Below are 15,625 nucleotides of genomic sequence, written 5' to 3'. Positions count from 1 at the left end.
ATGATCGACATTATTCATGAGTATTGGTTACTGTTTCTCATCGGCTCTTACCCTAACGGCCCTCTCGGCGGTATCGCGGCAACCGTACTGCTGTCAATCATCGGTATTGGACTCGCCTTTCCTCTGAGTGTGCTACTAGCCCTGGCTCAGTTGAGTCCATTTAAGTGCATTCGTTATCCAGCAACGGCGATCCGCTATCTGCTGCGCAGCATCCCACTGGTGATGCTGATCTTCGGCGCCTACTTCATTGTGCCGCTTATCGTGGGACGTCCTGTGGCGGGATTTACCACCATGGCTGTCACATTAGTGATTTTTCAATCTGTATATCTTGCTGAGATCGTCAGGGCTGGGATCGAGTCTCTGCCGAAGGGACAGACTGAGGCAGCTGCTGCGTTGGGTATGGGTTACTGGACACGGACTCGAAAGATCGTCCTCCCTCAAGCACTCATCAATATGCTCCCAAGCATGGTTGGCCAATTCGTGACAACTATCAAGGACACATCACTTGGCTACGTAATTGGTGTGAACGAGCTGACCTACGCGGCCAACCAGGTGAACAGTTCTGTCATCACTGAACCGTTCAGTGTTTTCCTGGTGCTATCGCTAGCCTACTTTGTCATCTGCTTTGCCCTGACTCAGGCGGCACGCTTGCTCGAAGCCCGCTTAGAGCGTCGCTATACGCGCACCGTCGCCCAGATTCCCCAAAACGCACAAAATGCACCAGTTACGGGACATTGATCACCATGACTATTAAAGGTAATAGCGCTGTGGCGCCGAAGTCCGACTCCATCATCTCGTTGCGTGATGTAAACAAATGGTATGGAGAGCATCACGTTCTAACCGACGTGAGTGCAGAGGTGAAAAAGGGCGAGGTGGTTGTCCTGTGTGGGCCCTCTGGATCTGGGAAGTCGACGTTGATTCGCACGATGAACCGCCTTGAGGAAATAGGCTCGGGGACGATTCATGTGAACGGCCAGGATGTTCAAGGTAAGCACGTCGATGTAAATAAGATGCGCAGCCATATTGGCTTTGTGTTTCAGCAGTTTAACTTATTCCCTCATCTGTCAGTGCTTGAAAACGTAACGTGCGGCCCTCTATGGGTCAGCAAATCTAAGCAGGCCGAGACTCGTGATTTGGCCATGAGCCTCCTCGAAAAGGTTGGTCTTAGCCACAAAGCGCAAGCCTATCCAAACCAACTCTCCGGTGGTCAACAGCAACGAGTTGCGATTGCTCGTGCCTTGGCAATGAATCCACCTGTGATGCTGTTTGATGAGCCGACTAGCGCACTAGATCCCGAGATGGTGGGGGAGGTGCTGTCTGTGATGAAGGCGCTTGCTGCCGAGGGCATGACTATGGTGTGCGTGACCCACGAGATGAATTTTGCTCGCGAAGTTTCGGACATCGTCTGGTTCATGGATCAGGGATGCCTACTCGAAGTAGCTCCACCTGAAGAGTTCTTCGCTTCTCCAAAGCATCCACGTGCCCAGCAATTTCTCTCCGACATCCGTCGCCACTGATTTTTACCAAGGAGTCAACAAATGAGTAATACATCAACCACCAATGTGGCTGAACCCAATGCTCCGATCATCGTTTGTGATCAGGCCCAGACTGCGGAGCTGCTGGATTTCAGCAAGCTTGTTGATGCAATCGCGGCTGCAGCTAAAGAGTTGGATGAGGGGACGATTCTAAGTCCTGAGCGTATGGTTGTTCCGCTGGGCGATGGCGGCGTTCTGCTCAGCATGCCCGCAACTGCTAATGACATTGGCATTCATAAGCTGGTTAACGTCCAGCCAGGCAACGTCCAGCGCAAACTACCGACCATCAACGGTACTGTGACTGTCTGCGATGCCGTGACTGGCAAGATAACCTGTCTGCTGGATGGCCCAGAAGTAACAGGCCGCCGTACTGCTGCGGTAACCCTCCTTGCGATTCGCACCTTCCAGAAAGAGTCTCCAAAACAGATCTTGCTGTTCGGTACCGGCGCTCAATCGCGCTATCACGTCCAGGCCATTAATGCTCTTTATCCTGATGCGAAGATTTACGTTCGCGGTTTGGATCTGCAGATGGCAACAGAGTTCTGTGAACGAAACAGTGAACTCCATGCCCATCTCGAGCCGCTGGGTAGCAGCGTGCCAGATGTCGATGTAGTGATCACTGTAACCACCAGTACCGAACCTGTTTATGACGAGTTGGCCAAGGCTGGCCGCCTCGTGATCGGTGTTGGTGCTTTCAAGCCGGAAATGGCTGAGATCGGGAAGGTGACCTTGGACAGCAGCACTATCTATGCCGATGAGCCTGCAGGGGCTCAACATGAGGCGGGTGATCTTCTGCGTGCAGGTGTGGATTGGAATCAGGTTCGCTCGCTCGCTGACGCTCTGAAAAACGGTATCGACGTTTCGAGGCCTGTTGTGTTCAAAAGCGTCGGTACAGCTGCATGGGATTTGGCTGCGTCGCGAGTGGCGCTGGCGGCCCTTTCAGGAAAGTGATTTTCAAACTCACGAAATCATTTTTCCAAAACACTGAAGATGTCCGGCTGGTAGCAAACCATTCTGCATTGTGACTTAAGGTTTGCCACGTATACCTGGTAAAGCCATGGTTGAGTGTCGTACATGGTAACTGGGGGAATGTTGTTGATATTCGCCACCCGCTGATATTCGGACACTGTACTTATGCCTGGGAGATCATCATTTGTGATATCCCGGGCATGATCTGTATTAGCCGGTTTGAGCGCTGATCACGATCTGTTGAAACCGGATTTGTGACTCGAGAAAAGAGCTCGAGCGCTAAAGCAGCTTGGCTCACCTAATCTGCGTCAGTAATGTCCCGATGAACACGCTTAAGGTGACCTTCGACGTAGAAAGCTGCTGCCTCTTCGTCACCTGTCACGATTGCCTCGTAGATTAATCGATGTTCCGCCGCGTACAGTTGAATTCGCTCTGGGTGGTAGATTCCATCGTCCCGAAGACGATTCCACAATGGCTGGGCCATAGTTTTGTTGACCTCTTCCGCAATCTTTGAGATCAGGATGTCACCAGTCATTTTTGCCAGTTGGCGGTGAAATAGCCGGTCACACTCGCTCCACATGGCTTGCTGGGCGGGGTCAGTAATGTCCTTAACATTTGTCATCTGATCGAGGTAACGCTCGGCAAGCTCATCTCGTTGGGCTCGTCGTGCGGCTAGTCGAGCAATCACAGGTTCAATGAGCATGCGGACTTCTAGCGTGCTGACTGGGCTGAAGTCAGCCTCCGCCATAGCATCCTCGGGGCTTAATACTGTATCTCGCGATGCAGGGACGATTGTCTCGGCAACGTAGGTTCCTGAGCCGTGCTTGGTGAGAACCATACCGTCGTTCTGTAATGAACCTATAGCTTCGCGCACTGCAGGTCTACTAACTCTGAGTATCTGAGCGAGATCTCGCTCGGAGGGGAGGCGAGAGCCGCGAGCATAAAGGCCGCCTTCAATGCCGGCCCTAATTTGGTCGGCAACCTGTTCGTAGATCTGCTTCGGGCGAAAATCTGCTTGCATCGACGTTATCTCGTAGCCTCGGCGGCCTTTAATTGTGCTCGACACCGCCCAGTGTTCAAGTCCGGCGCTTCTGGAGCGGGAAGTTAAAACAGGCGTTTGTCCGAAATATTACCACTTTCAATTCTTTTCGCTGATATCCGGTTTTTCTACGCACGCGCACTGCCGGCCAGTTTGTAACCAATCTCAGCCATTCTCTAGATGAGTGGTGCTTTTTTCTATCCAAATGGCATCAAATATCAGGTTGTACCTGTTGCAACCCCCTGAAAGTCGGCTTAGCATAACCACCATCTGGGCGATTTCATGACCAGTTGCACTTTTTACGTGTGGTCGTCCCAACAGCGACCGAGTAAATTTTTTGGTTCTACAGATTACCAGGTGCTTTTCCTGGTGCTTGGTGGGTATCCAAATGACTCAAAACAAGATCGGCCATCGACGTTCTCTGCTTCAACCCTGGATCTCTTCAGTCCAGCACGTCGAACGCTTAGGTTCCAGTGAAGCTGGTTCCATAGGCGTCCTCCATAGACAGTTTGTATCGCCCGTAATTTGCCTCCAACGCTTCTCCTTCAGGTACCAACCGCCGCAGCTCGTTCGATGCTCTGAGTATTGGAGGCTTCAATGCCAATCGTCCGCGTAGAAATGCTTCCTGGTCGTACGCAGCAGCAGAAAGCCCAATTCGCCGAAGAAGTCACTCGCCTTGCTGCGGATGTACTCGGCTGTCCTCAGGAATTGGTTGATGTGCTGTTCATCGAAGTGAGCGGCCAAGACTGGGCGCGCGCTGGGCAGCTCTATGAGCCTGCTGCCGAGAAGCTTTGCTAACGATCATTTCATTGTCGTAACTTCCACTTCAGCGTTCGCTAGAGCGCAGGTAATCAGATATGAGCACAACAACCGTTGGAGTCAAACTGAACTCCGATCACCGTGACCGCCTGAAAAATGCTGCTCAAATGATCGAGCGGACGCCTCACTGGGTCATTAAGCAGCTTGTCCTAGGTTTCACCGAGCGCTCTGAGCAGGGTGCAGGTATTGGGCACCTGGTTGATCTCGCGGATCAGGCCCTGAGCGAACAACAGATCCTCGAGGCGATTCCAGAAGTTGCAGAGCATGTCTTTCTGGAATTCGCAGAAAGCATTCTGCCCCAAACCGTCATGAGTGCAGCCATAACCTCAGCGTATCGTCGCCCTGAAAATGAAGCGGTTCCGATGATGTTGGAGCAAGCTCGGTTGAGTGAACCTCAGGCCGCAGCTGCGAAAAAAATGGCCTTAGGCGGGCTGAACTCTCTGCGCTTTTGCAGCAAATCAACGCTTCTCGGTGCGGTTGTTCACACCTCCTTGTAGGCCCTACTGGGGAACGGAATACTTACACCCTACTACCGCGAGAGCGTGTACTTGGCTTGGCCGAGAACAAGGATGATCTACTGGTTCAGATCGGGGCTGTATTAATTGTCGGCAGCCTGGTCGTACTTCCGATCTGGTCTGAAGGACTTATTTCAAACCTGCCCAAGCCTGTACGAAATCGAATAAAAATTGTTAAAGATTGGCTTAATGCCGAAGCCAAGTTCGACGCGATTTTGCATCACGGCGACTCGGATCAGTTGGCAGAAGTTAGTCGTCAAGCTTCTCGTCGTGAGGGGGCCATTATTGGGGTTAATGGCTTGAGCAGTGGTGAGACGGACATTCCGTTGGAGCGACTTTTGGTGGAGCACGCTTTGAGTGTCAACACGGCTGCTGCGGGTGGTAACGCTAATTTGATGACCCTTGGGTGAGCCCGGTCGGCAAAAAGCCCGCCTCTTTCAGGATTCTCTAGACGGCTAGGGCGCGGGGCCTCGCCGTGAATTTGTGTCCATCCCAGATGCTGACAAGGTAAGGCCGACCCATGGATTGGTCAGTAGTGACGCATGTACCGAGCGGATCAGAGTATTATTGGTCTTATATCCGGACAGATTTACCTAAAACCCTAGGAAATTGGTTGATTTTACAGCGTCCCTGAGCTTAGGATGAGTTTGAGTGGATTGATTTGCAACCAGTCATGATGACTCTGGTCGTAAACCGGTTGCAAGCTACGGACAATATGCGTTGCCAGAGTCATGTCCACGTTCGGTGTGTCCGCTGCTCAGATGGCAGCGACCGGCGTCGTATTCGGCGCCACGCAAGGGATTTGCCGAAGTTGCCTCAAATGGCGAGCGAGAAGTTCAGGCTGATCCCGAATGTACTCGACTCGCCCAGGGGATGTTTTCTAAACAACCAACACACGCAACCGGGTAACGACATGAAATTAACGAAGAAAAGTTTTGTAACTGCTGCAGCATCGTGCGCTTTCTTTGCAGCCTCACTCGTTCATGCTGATCAGCTGGCAGACATTAAGACCAAGGATACTTTGGTCTGTGGCGTGTTGGATATCTTCGAGCCATTCGGCTACACCGACATGGCAACCAGAAAAATTTCAGGCTATGACGTTGATGTCTGCAATGGAATTGGTAAGCGGCTAGGTGTGAAAGTCGAGATCAAGCCCGTCGCTGATTCCGCTCGAGTTCCAGAGCTGCAACAAGGTCATATGGATATCTTGGCCGCAGGCTTGGCGTACACTCCGCAACGTGCCGCCCAAATTGACTATTCAGACTCCTATTACACCAGCAACAACGTCCTTGCGGTGAAGGCCTCGCGCGGTTATTCGAAAGCTGAAGATCTTGGTGACAAACGTGTGAGTTTTGTAAAAGGCACAATCAGCGAACCGTTCATCCGTGAAAAGCTGCCTACAGCCAAACCTGTAGGTTATGACGATATTTCCACCGCCTTCACTGTTCTTGTCCAAGGTAAGGTAGAAGCCTTCAGTACCTCTGAGGAAGCGACTCAGAAGCTCATCAGCCGACTGGGCGCTGACGCTAGCAAATACGCTGTGTTGAGCCCGCCTATCGGTAACGAGTTCTGGAGTATCGGTGTTAAAAAGGGCGAGCCAGCCTTGCTTAATTCGGTCAACCAAGCGCTTCGAGATATGGAGAGCTCCGGTGAAATGCAGGCAATTTTTGATAAGTGGCTAGGCGAGGGTACGCTCTACAAAATGAAGCGCTCCTTCACTGTGCAGCCGGTCAACGCTAAAAACAGCTAAATGACGGCCTTCGGCGTCCTATTGGGCGCCGAAGATAACGTTGAGTGCCGAGGTTACTGATGACGAACGCGGATAAAATTCTCCCAGGCCGCAGCCTGGTTGGCGGCTCTGCGCAGGGCGAACTGCTTTTCGCTGATGTAGGACTCAGCTTCTGGGGAGGAGTGAATTCACTCACAGGTGACGTGATCGACCAGCATCATCCGCTAGCCGGGAAGAACTTAGCAGGTCGTGTCTTGGCGATTCCTTCTGGCCGGGGCTCTTGCACTGGAAGCAGTGTGATGATGGAGCTCATCAGTTCTGGCCATGCGCCTGCAGCGCTTATCCTAGCGGAAGTGGATGAGATCCTTACACTCGGAGTGTTGCTGGCGGAGATGATCTACGAGCGCTCAATACCTGTCATCAGCATCGGTAAGGAGGCGTTTGAATCCCTTCGTAGTAGCTCCTATGCACGTGTCAGCGACGAGTTTGTAAGGACACTGAGTAGCCTTCCCCAAGATGATTTTGCACCGAGCAAGCCCAACGGCACGCTCGACTTTTCTGCGTACCCAATCGTTCTCTCGGATGAAGATCGAAAAATGTTAGCAGGTGATCAAGGCAAAGCTGCCCAGGTTGCTATGCAAGTCGTTTTGAAAATGGCCGATTTACAAGGTGCCGGTGAGCTTATTAATGTCACCCAGGCACATATTGATGGATGCATTTACACCGGGCCAGCGAGCCTTAAATTCGCTGAGCAGTTTGTCGAGTGGGGTGCCAAGGTTGTTGTTCCTACGACGCTCAACTCAATTTCCGTTGATCAGCGCCGGTGGAAGACTCTTGGTGTAGATCCATCATTCGGCGAGCCTGCCAGCGCTGTGGGAAGTGCCTATATGGCAATGGGAGCACGGATGAGTTACACGTGCGCGCCCTACCTGCTGGAATCGGCGCCTAAGGCAGGTGAGCAAATCGTCTGGGCAGAGTCTAACGCGGTCGTGTATGCCAACAGTGTTCTTGCGGCCCGAACATTGAAGTACCCCGATTACCTAGATATCTGCATCGCGATCACTGGGCGAGCGCCCCTTTCCGGATGTCACCTAGACGAACACCGGAAGCCTCAGTTGAAAATCCAGGTGGCATTGCCTGATGTGCTAGACGATGCGTTTTATCCTCTGCTCGGATATCACGTCGGATTGCTGGCCGGGAAGCGTATTCCGCTTGTGTTCGGGCTAGAGGGCGCTGCTCCAACCCTAGACAACCTGAAGGCTTTCTCGGCAGCATTCGGAACCACATCAGGGGCCCCGTTATTTCACATCGCGGGTGTTACGCCAGAAGCACTGGATGTTGATAAATCCGGGTTTCTGGATTCCGGCTTAGAAGAGCTGACCATTTCCCCAGTTGATTTGCTTCAAAGTTGGAACAGTCTGAACAGTGCCAGTGAAGCGCGCGTCGATATCGTAACGCTGGGTAATCCACATTTTTCGCTGACGGAATTCAAGACACTGGCGGAGCTCTGCAAAGGTTTAGTCAAAGCTCCTGATACAGCAATGGTCATCACATGTGGGCGTGCTATTTACGAGCAGGCGATACAAAACGGCTATATAGCGGAGATCGAGCGGTTCGGCGCCCAAATCGTGAATGATACTTGCTGGTGCATGCTCGGCGAGCCAGTTATCCCCCCGGCTGCCAAAAACGTCATGACCAACTCGGCGAAATTTGCGCATTATGCCCCCGGTCTTGTCGGTCGCCCCGTCCACTTCGCTAGCCTAGCAGGTTGCGTTGAGGCAGCTTCCAAAGGACGTACTGAGGGAGCTTATCCTGCTTGGCTAAAATCTCTGGATGCATAATGGGCTGAAGCACCAAGCGTGGGTTCGGACAACCCACGCCGGATGCTCTAGTTTGAGTTTGTTATTTTGGGTTTATCGGTTGGCATCTTTCTTTAAACGGCGCTAACACCGCATGTCAGCTTATCCAGGGATAGAACTCTTCTCTAAGTCTCCATGCTTGGATAAATGGGTATGAGCGGATAATGAACGCTGTTTTTGATGAAAAGCTTGACGGTTAACCATTAAACAATTCGTTGATTTCCGTATCTGAACGGCTAAGCGACTTCATCGAAATACTTCCGGCGTCATTCTCGCCGACGTGCCAAAGCGCGAACCTCGGCAGGTTGAGCCAGGCCGGAGGCTGCGCCACGACGGGATACGCGGAGCGAGTTTCGTAGGTAGCTGCCCCCTCAATTATCGACACCAACGCAATACCATGCGCTTTGGCATATTTTATTGCGCCAGATTGAAACCCTGTCGTGGTGAACAGCATCCCTTTATGAGCGCCGACGGATCTCACCTTGTCGTGCAGCACCTGAACCAATTCTCGCTCGACTGCGTTCCGGTATTTTTTGCACTCAATCAGCACGATAAATTCGGCCCCTGCAAGGGCTTGAAATTTCGCCAGCACGTCGATCTGGTAGGTTGAGTCGTAGGCCTCGACCTTCACGTCGTGCTTGACCTCCAGAGATGTCAGTTCACCTCCCTGTTTAAGGATCCAGTCTTTGACCAAAAACTCGAATTCAGTGGGGGTAATTTCGAGGTTGGGATTCGCCATTGGTGGGAACATTCTTTTCCTTATCGTTCAGTCGAATTGGCGGTGCGCGATAGGTGCGCAGGACTCGGGGTAGCAGCACCTAAGACTGTCGAATCCTCAAAATGGAATCGGTGATAGCTTGAGCATTTGCGTCCAGCGCTTCCATGGCCGACATCGCATGAGCGCCGACGCTTCCCACGCCACTTTCTGAAAGCCACTTGGTTATTTCTTCTATTGCTGCACCCAGCGCGTACTGGTTGTGCAGGAGCAGTGTCAACGCGTCCGCCGTGGCGATCTTGTAGTCCGAGGTATCTGGCATGACAGTCTTCCTTGAGAATGAGGCAGAGAGCCTAGTTCACCTCACCGCTGGCTCAAACGGTGCGGGTGGTCGCATAGGTTTGCTCGATGTTTTGGCAGAGCACGACCTGGGCTGACGGGGTGGCGAGAAGGCTGCACTCACCGTCTGTGATTGCGCGCCGTGCTTGGTCTGTGGAACACGCGGTGGGTAATACTTATCTACCCGAGCTTCAGGTTTGCGTACGGAGCCAAGCTTCCACCTTTTGCAATCTACCAACATCGGAAAGCTTTGACCTTCCTGTATCTAGAGTCTCAAGCAGTCGCTGTCTCTCCGCACTAGAAGGAAACCAATCATCAATCTCGACGCTGCAGTGGTTGGACTCGCTCAATGCCCATCTCACGATCATGTCAGCTGCGGCTCTGTAGTGATCTGCCATGAACAGACGATAGCCATCCACAGGCCAGCCGCGCTCCGCCAGCTCATCGGTCACGTCGATGATGCCAAGGTCACCAAAGTAGGCTGTGGTGTCAGGATAATGGATACCTGCCAACGACACCTTAGCCACCCCCGATTCCCGATCAAAATAGGAAAGGAAATGCCATCCCCCTGTGCTGCTCCCAAGATAGGGGAAATTGATGGCAGCTTTCCCTGTTATGTAGTGCTGGTGAGAGACACGTTTGAGGTCAAAGTCGAAAAGCGGCTTAGTCATGTGAGTGCTCCTCAGTGCTTAGGGCTCTGCCGGTGTCGCTACGAGGAATCGACTTTGCGTCGAGTAATCGTGGCGATGCGAGTCTAGCAGCCTTCACATCCGAGAGCTCCATAGTCCGAGGACGCCTTAGGCACAGCATGTAGTGCTTGAAAGTTTTTTAAATACTACATATGGTAGAGGCTACTTGGAATCACAGCAGGGCGATCCATGTCAGGTTTCATTCAATGGGCTATTACGCTCATCAGTACCTACGCTGCTTGGCACATGCGGAAGCGAAATCTGGGGCTGGCGTTAGCAACCCTTTGCGTAGGTGGGCTCGTCAGCATGTCTTTCGGCGATTTCACAGTCGAAGGTCGACAGATAGGCGGTTTCATCGAGTTCTTGAAAGTTTCCGTTACCGGTGGATTGCCGACGGCGGTTACCACCTTGATCGCATGGGCTCTGATGCTTGGCTTCCTTGTAGGGGTCGTGCTCACCCTCGTGATCTATAGGAGGGAGGCGAAGGAGGCTGATACCAAGCGGGTTGTGGTCGTTGAACTGCGAGGCTTGGTTGATACTTCTGATGCCCCACTGATTTCCGCTATTCCTGCGAGGTTCATTGGGCGCAGAGAAGACTGCCGAGTAGAACTGCGCAGCGTGGTTTCGCCAAGCGAACTAAATGTTCCAGCTGCGCTCGCAGAATTGGCACACATACCTCGCAACCTCAGGCTTCGGCGCGGTGACACTTCGAGATCCGATGTACAGGTTTTCGCTGGCGGCGTGATGCAGGTTCCGCTCTTGTTTTACGCGGGGGTGCTGCTTGATGACGAAGGTCGCGTGACGCTTATGGATTGGGATCGTACAAAGGAACAATGGCGGGAGTTGACGGACATTGATTCTGGCAATCGCTTCGAGGTCGACGGACTGGATGACGCAAAGCGCAGTGCCCCGGTCGTAATGGCAGTTTCCGCTTCTTACACTGCAGAACTTGCTGATATTGCAGAAACGTTTCCGGGTATGCCCCTGATACATCTCTTTCGCCCTAACCCACGTGTTAACGCCTTGTGGTCAGAGAAAGAACAAGTCGCTCTTACTGATCAGTTCCTCGGCGTTCTGTCCGAGCTCCAGAATCGTGGGGTATCGTGTATACATCTAGTTCTCGCCGCCTCAGCCAGCTTGTCCATTCGATTCGGTAAAGCCTATGACGCTCGCAATATGCCAGCGCTGCAGTGTTACCAGTGGGAGAAAGGACAAACACCTGCTTACCCATGGAGTGTCCGGATGCCCTTGACGCTAGGCGCTTCTGCTACCTACGTTCCCACAGAAATTCAAACTGCTAACGCCTGAGGTGTCCATGCTGCCCATGTTTGAGCCGAAAACCCGCCTCTTGGCGAAAACCATTCAGGTGGCGAATGAGGAGACTCAGTGGGAGTCTTTTATTGTCAAGCTGCTGAAAAAACTTGAACTGCCAGAAGAGAAAAGAAGGGCCGCTGAGGCTCGCTACTACGAGCTCGCCCGACATGTGGCGCATAAGCTCAATATGCGTGAAGAAAACGTGCATGTCGTCGTACAGGGTTCGATGCGTACCCAAACCACCGTTGCGGGCTACGGGCCGGAAAAGTTCGACCTCGATATAGTGATTAAGGTACGCGGTGGGCCTTTATCAGTTATGCCACCCGACATGTTCTTCAATACCTTCGGGGAGGCACTCCGGGGGATCCCTGGGGCTGGTGAACCTGAGGCGAAGAACCGTTGTTGGCGACTGCGATACCCCGGGGAGTCGTTCTACTTCGACGTTACTCCTGCCGTTCCCGTTTCGTACGCCATTACGGGTGCGGACTTGCGGGTACGCGATCAGGAGAAAGGTTGGAGCCCTTCAAACCCTGAAGAGTTCGCTAGCTGGTTCTGTTCAATTGCTCAGCTCAGATTTGCTTTTGAACAGCGCCGGTGGTTGATCAAAGCCGAAGACGCTGCTGTTAAGGTAGATCCACTACCCAGTGAGCCTGTGCGGATCGATGACATTTTGCGTCGGCTGGTACAGTTAATGAAGCTGCACCGTGATAGCTATTTCCGAAAGCTACCCGATGAGCGCCGCATGGCAATGCCGATTTCTGTGATCTTAGTTACGCTTGCGACCAAGGCGTACCAGGATATGGCAACTCAAGAGCCCAATGCTTTTGTATCGGCAATTGACGTGGTTTTGGAAGTTGTCGAGCGCATGCCTGGCTATATCAAGCGTGACCGCCAATTCGAGGTTAACAACCCTGCTTTAGAAGGCCCTTATCCAGAAAACTTCGCTGATAAGTGGAATCATGACGGTGGGCTTCGTGCCCGAGAGTTCAACACTTGGCACCGTCAACTGAGCGATGATCTCTTCGCGCTCTTCGTGGCCGGTTACAGTAAGCGCTCGGAAGAAAAAATTCGTGCCGTTTTCGGGGAGGTCGGTGTGTCTGGGTGGAAGGAAATTCAGCCCCAGCCAACAGGTATTTTAGGTGGCCTCCTGGCAACTGCGCCAGGTAACTCGGCAACTCAGCCTCAACGGCCTCGCTCTACAGGGGAGCGCGACACGCTTGCTTGATCCGGGATTTGGAAGGACGCCGTATGAGCTTGCGGCACAGGCCATACAAGATTGGCTTGATGGGCCAGGCTCGACATTCGCGGTACCCTCTCGCCGCGCGCACAACAGGGGAAAGATGCATGTCTGGGATCTTGAGTTGGTACATCCCAGCCAAGGTTCCCATCGTGCCGAGATTTGTATCTCTATAGATTTTCCGGCTGTGCCCCCAGCCGTATATTTATCCAAGCGACTTTGCCTAGTATGGCCGCATGTGGAAGAGACAGGCTTGTTCTGCCACGGTGTGCAACCCTCGCCGGATGACTACGACAACCCTGTGGGTGCCGTGAAAGCAGTGCTGACAAAGCTAGAGGACTTCTGGCAAAACACTCAGGATCCAGCTTGGATTCAGGCAGAGTTCCAGAGAGAAAGCTTGTCGTACTGGGCGCGTTTTTGTCTGAGGCAAAGAGCTTTAAATGGAGGACTGGCGCCAATCTGTGCTCGAGTAAATTATTCGCAGGTAGATGATCCAGTGGAAGGTCGGGTCGCAGCATATTTTTCAGGGCAGAGAGAGAAACGAATTACGAGCCTGCTCGCCAACCTAGGTGATACAGACCCGCATTCCCTTGCCACCCGTCACGGCTGGTCGCACGGCACTTTGAAAAGGGGGGGCTCGTTATTTCTTCCTTTACCGGATTCGTTTCTTTGGACTCCCGACGCCTGGCCGACTTCAATCGATGAACTCAATGCGCTAGTAAGCCATTTGACCGGCGATACTCACAGGCTTAAAGCTTGGCTAATAGAAAAGAGCCAAAAAATTGAACAAATTCTGATGGTTGTTTTCGTTCAGTCCAATGTCTGTTATGGCTACCTACTTGAGGCTCCAACGATTCCGGGTATGAGCAGGCCGCGTATCACTCCGATTTACTTTGACCGTGTGGATGCTAATTGGGCCCTAGCGCGGGATCAAAACCTGGGGGCGGTGGATCGGCGCCGAAGCGTTAAGGCTTTGGTTCTAGGTTGTGGCTCGCTCGGCTCGATGGTCATTGAACACTTGGCGAGAGCAGGAGTGGGCAGCATTGACATCGTCGACAAGGAGAGTTTCGACGCTGCGAACTGCGCCAGACATGTGCTCGGTGCTGATAGTATCGATTTGGGCAAGGCGAATGAAATGGCTTCCCGTCTGCTGCGACTCGTCCCTTCAGTACAGGTGAATGCACATCGCGTTAAGGCAGAGCGCTGGGTTCCTTCACAGTGTAGGCCAGGACAGTACGAGGTTGTGGTTGATCTGACGGGTGAAGCTGCCGTGCGCAGCATGCTCGTTCGGTATCGCAATCTGTGTTTCGATGGCTCAGCAATTTTCCACGCTTGGATGGAACCGTTTTGCGCAGCAGCCCACTTAGTCCACCTGGCTCCGGCGGATGAATACCCCGTTGAAGAGCCAGCGGTTGGTGTGAACGTCGCCCAGTGGCCATCCGGCACCCTCATCCAGCTACCTGCTTGCGGAACAGGGTTTCATCCCTATGGATCATCTGATGTCGCTCAGGTCGCAGGATTTGTATCAGAGCGTACGCTCGCTGTAATAGACGGTGTGGCTAAAGACTCCCAAGTGTGGAGTTGGGTTAGATCTGAAGGGTTTTTCAGCACTCTCAGCGTTGCAGCAGTATGTGGCCCGTATGTCCCAAAGACGAAAAGCATATTTGACTCTGTTCAGTTGACTCGATCATTCCATGATATTTATGGGGGGTAGATATCCTTTGCGCTTCCAAATACCAGATGCAGCCTGGTGTCTGGAGTTTCCTAAGGAAGCGGTGCTTCAGCTACAGGCGTTTGCCCAGAAGGGTGGGCAGTCACGCGAGTTGGTTGGACAGCTATACACCCGTGACCTTCAGGCTCTTTCAGTGCAGGTAGACCACGTAACGCTAATTGCGCCACTCTGGGCCAGGTTCACTTCTGTCCGTCTAGATATGAAGGCTGTACGTCGTGAGCGAGATCGCTTATTTGTTCAGGGGCTTCACTGCATCGGCTTCTGGCATTCGCATCCCGAGCTTGAGCCACATATTTCGCCGACTGACGTTGCCATGGCTGAGGAACAGGCACGAGCTGGAAAATCAGATTACCAGGGGCTGGTATTCATGATCCTTGGCACCGCACCTGCACCAATGGGATTTGGAGTGTGGGTACATGATGGAGCAACGCTCTGGCGTGCTGAAAGCCTCATTCGGTAACCGTCATTGAGTTGAGCTATCTAGAAGTTGCAGAACCAGCGAGGCCACATTTTTTGCATCATCAATTCCTCGATGATAAGTCCCGTCCCATACGATCCCCAGCTTTTCTATACAAGGCTTTAGGCCAGAGGGCCGCTGACCAGAATCGTATTCCACCCAATTTTTTACATTGAAGTGGGGGATGCTTTCCAGGATGGCGCTGCACTGATTGATTGCCCCATCGCGTTGAATCTGGACGGCGTCGTAACTACCCCATGAGGCCCAAGCAACATCATCATAGGTACTAATGAAGTCCTCGAGTCGCTGCATTGCGTCATTAAAGCTGGGCGCCGAATCAATATCGCGTTGCGCGATGGTCGTCAGCTTCTTACAGAAAGGAGTGAGCACCGGGTGCAGGTGGGGACGTACAAAACTCTGAAAGCTTTTCGTCTTTTGCTTCCTATGAAGATCTATCACGACAAGGCCGATCTCAATAGTCTCCATTTCACTGGGCTTCACAACCAAGGCCCGCGAATGATTACCCGCCTGTATCTCATCACAGGTAGCCTCAAGGTCAACACACAAGAGGTACCTGAACGGCTCGAGGTCTTGGTAGATGCTCTGTATTTCTTGGTTATGCATTGGTCAGCACACCGTTAGATTGGGGTTGACTGCGACTTTACGGCTTTTTTCAC

The 15,625-nt window shown here is 52.6% G+C and carries 17 protein-coding genes; 12 read left to right on the top strand and 5 right to left on the bottom strand.

Annotation, left to right across the window (positions count from 1 at the left end):
* From TRP66_RS18485 to lhpI (TRP66_RS18475), 3 genes are read left to right on the top strand one after another with little or no spacing between them, the layout of a single operon-like run.
* The gene (locus tag TRP66_RS18485) at positions 1-738 is read left to right on the top strand and encodes an amino acid ABC transporter permease (RefSeq protein WP_333405460.1); all 738 of its coding nucleotides are present in this window, start codon (positions 1-3) and stop codon (positions 736-738) included.
* 50 nt (positions 739-788) lie between these two features.
* Positions 789-1,517, top strand: coding sequence for an amino acid ABC transporter ATP-binding protein (locus TRP66_RS18480; RefSeq protein ID WP_442965229.1), 729 nt, complete (start codon positions 789-791; stop codon positions 1,515-1,517).
* Positions 1,518-1,538: 21 nt separating this feature from the next.
* Positions 1,539-2,486, top strand: a complete 948-nt coding sequence (gene lhpI, locus TRP66_RS18475) for a bifunctional Delta(1)-pyrroline-2-carboxylate/Delta(1)-piperideine-2-carboxylate reductase (RefSeq protein WP_333405456.1) — start codon at positions 1,539-1,541, stop codon at positions 2,484-2,486.
* 316 nt (positions 2,487-2,802) lie between these two features.
* Here lhpI (TRP66_RS18475) and TRP66_RS18470 read toward each other — a convergent pair whose 3' ends face one another.
* On the bottom strand, positions 2,803-3,525 hold the full coding sequence (locus tag TRP66_RS18470) for a FadR/GntR family transcriptional regulator (RefSeq protein WP_333405454.1): 723 nt from the start codon (positions 3,523-3,525) through the stop codon (positions 2,803-2,805).
* Positions 3,526-4,140: 615 nt separating this feature from the next.
* Here TRP66_RS18470 and TRP66_RS18465 point away from each other — a divergent pair.
* The 5 genes from TRP66_RS18465 to lhpI (TRP66_RS18445) all read left to right on the top strand — a co-directional run bounded on the left by TRP66_RS18465 (position 4,141) and on the right by lhpI (TRP66_RS18445) (position 8,447).
* The gene (locus TRP66_RS18465) at positions 4,141-4,341 is read left to right on the top strand and encodes a tautomerase family protein (RefSeq protein WP_333405452.1); all 201 of its coding nucleotides are present in this window, start codon (positions 4,141-4,143) and stop codon (positions 4,339-4,341) included.
* A 59-nt stretch (positions 4,342-4,400) separates the two neighbouring features.
* The gene (locus TRP66_RS18460) at positions 4,401-4,859 is read left to right on the top strand and encodes a hypothetical protein (protein ID WP_333405450.1); all 459 of its coding nucleotides are present in this window, start codon (positions 4,401-4,403) and stop codon (positions 4,857-4,859) included.
* Between the two features lie 56 nt (positions 4,860-4,915).
* A complete protein-coding gene (locus tag TRP66_RS18455; protein ID WP_333405449.1) occupies positions 4,916-5,287 on the top strand; it encodes a hypothetical protein in 372 nt (123 codons plus the stop codon).
* A 503-nt stretch (positions 5,288-5,790) separates the two neighbouring features.
* Positions 5,791-6,627 carry a transporter substrate-binding domain-containing protein gene (locus tag TRP66_RS18450; protein ID WP_333405447.1) on the top strand — a complete coding sequence of 279 codons (837 nt, stop codon included), beginning with the start codon at positions 5,791-5,793 and terminating at the stop codon, positions 6,625-6,627.
* Positions 6,628-6,686: 59 nt separating this feature from the next.
* Entirely contained in the window at positions 6,687-8,447 is a 1,761-nt protein-coding gene (gene lhpI, locus TRP66_RS18445; RefSeq protein ID WP_333405445.1) for a cis-3-hydroxy-L-proline dehydratase, read from the top strand.
* Between the two features lie 214 nt (positions 8,448-8,661).
* Here lhpI (TRP66_RS18445) and TRP66_RS18440 read toward each other — a convergent pair whose 3' ends face one another.
* The 3 genes from TRP66_RS18440 to TRP66_RS18430 all read right to left on the bottom strand — a co-directional run bounded on the left by TRP66_RS18440 (position 8,662) and on the right by TRP66_RS18430 (position 10,190).
* Positions 8,662-9,216 (bottom strand): restriction endonuclease, encoded by a 555-nt coding sequence (locus TRP66_RS18440; RefSeq protein WP_333405442.1) that lies wholly within the window; start codon positions 9,214-9,216, stop codon positions 8,662-8,664.
* 67 nt (positions 9,217-9,283) lie between these two features.
* Positions 9,284-9,502 carry a hypothetical protein gene (locus tag TRP66_RS18435; protein ID WP_333405441.1) on the bottom strand — a complete coding sequence of 73 codons (219 nt, stop codon included), beginning with the start codon at positions 9,500-9,502 and terminating at the stop codon, positions 9,284-9,286.
* 208 nt (positions 9,503-9,710) lie between these two features.
* On the bottom strand, positions 9,711-10,190 hold the full coding sequence (locus tag TRP66_RS18430; protein ID WP_333405439.1) for a hypothetical protein: 480 nt from the start codon (positions 10,188-10,190) through the stop codon (positions 9,711-9,713).
* 207 nt (positions 10,191-10,397) lie between these two features.
* Between TRP66_RS18430 and TRP66_RS18425 the strand changes: the two genes are divergently transcribed.
* From TRP66_RS18425 to TRP66_RS23670, 4 genes are all read left to right on the top strand, one after another.
* Positions 10,398-11,516 carry an SAVED domain-containing protein gene (locus TRP66_RS18425; RefSeq protein WP_333405436.1) on the top strand — a complete coding sequence of 373 codons (1,119 nt, stop codon included), beginning with the start codon at positions 10,398-10,400 and terminating at the stop codon, positions 11,514-11,516.
* Positions 11,517-11,523: 7 nt separating this feature from the next.
* Positions 11,524-12,747: a nucleotidyltransferase domain-containing protein gene (locus TRP66_RS18420; protein WP_333405434.1), complete on the top strand. Its 1,224-nt coding sequence runs from the start codon at positions 11,524-11,526 to the stop codon at positions 12,745-12,747.
* 115 nt (positions 12,748-12,862) lie between these two features.
* Positions 12,863-14,473 carry a ThiF family adenylyltransferase gene (locus TRP66_RS18415; protein WP_333405432.1) on the top strand — a complete coding sequence of 537 codons (1,611 nt, stop codon included), beginning with the start codon at positions 12,863-12,865 and terminating at the stop codon, positions 14,471-14,473.
* The gene (locus TRP66_RS23670; protein ID WP_442965224.1) at positions 14,454-14,951 is read left to right on the top strand and encodes a Mov34/MPN/PAD-1 family protein; all 498 of its coding nucleotides are present in this window, start codon (positions 14,454-14,456) and stop codon (positions 14,949-14,951) included. Before TRP66_RS18415 ends, TRP66_RS23670 begins: the two co-directional genes overlap by 20 nt.
* Positions 14,952-14,954: 3 nt before the next feature.
* Here TRP66_RS23670 and TRP66_RS18410 read toward each other — a convergent pair whose 3' ends face one another.
* Positions 14,955-15,572 carry a 3'-5' exonuclease gene (locus TRP66_RS18410; RefSeq protein ID WP_333405430.1) on the bottom strand — a complete coding sequence of 206 codons (618 nt, stop codon included), beginning with the start codon at positions 15,570-15,572 and terminating at the stop codon, positions 14,955-14,957.
* Positions 15,573-15,625: the final 53 nt, after the last annotated feature.

Origin of the sequence: Pseudomonas sp. JDS28PS106, from assembly GCF_036706555.1 — a bacterium.
Lineage (GTDB): Bacteria > Pseudomonadota > Gammaproteobacteria > Pseudomonadales > Pseudomonadaceae > Aquipseudomonas.
Note: the sequence above shows the minus strand (reverse complement) of the source record. Positions and strands in the feature narration are given on the sequence as shown.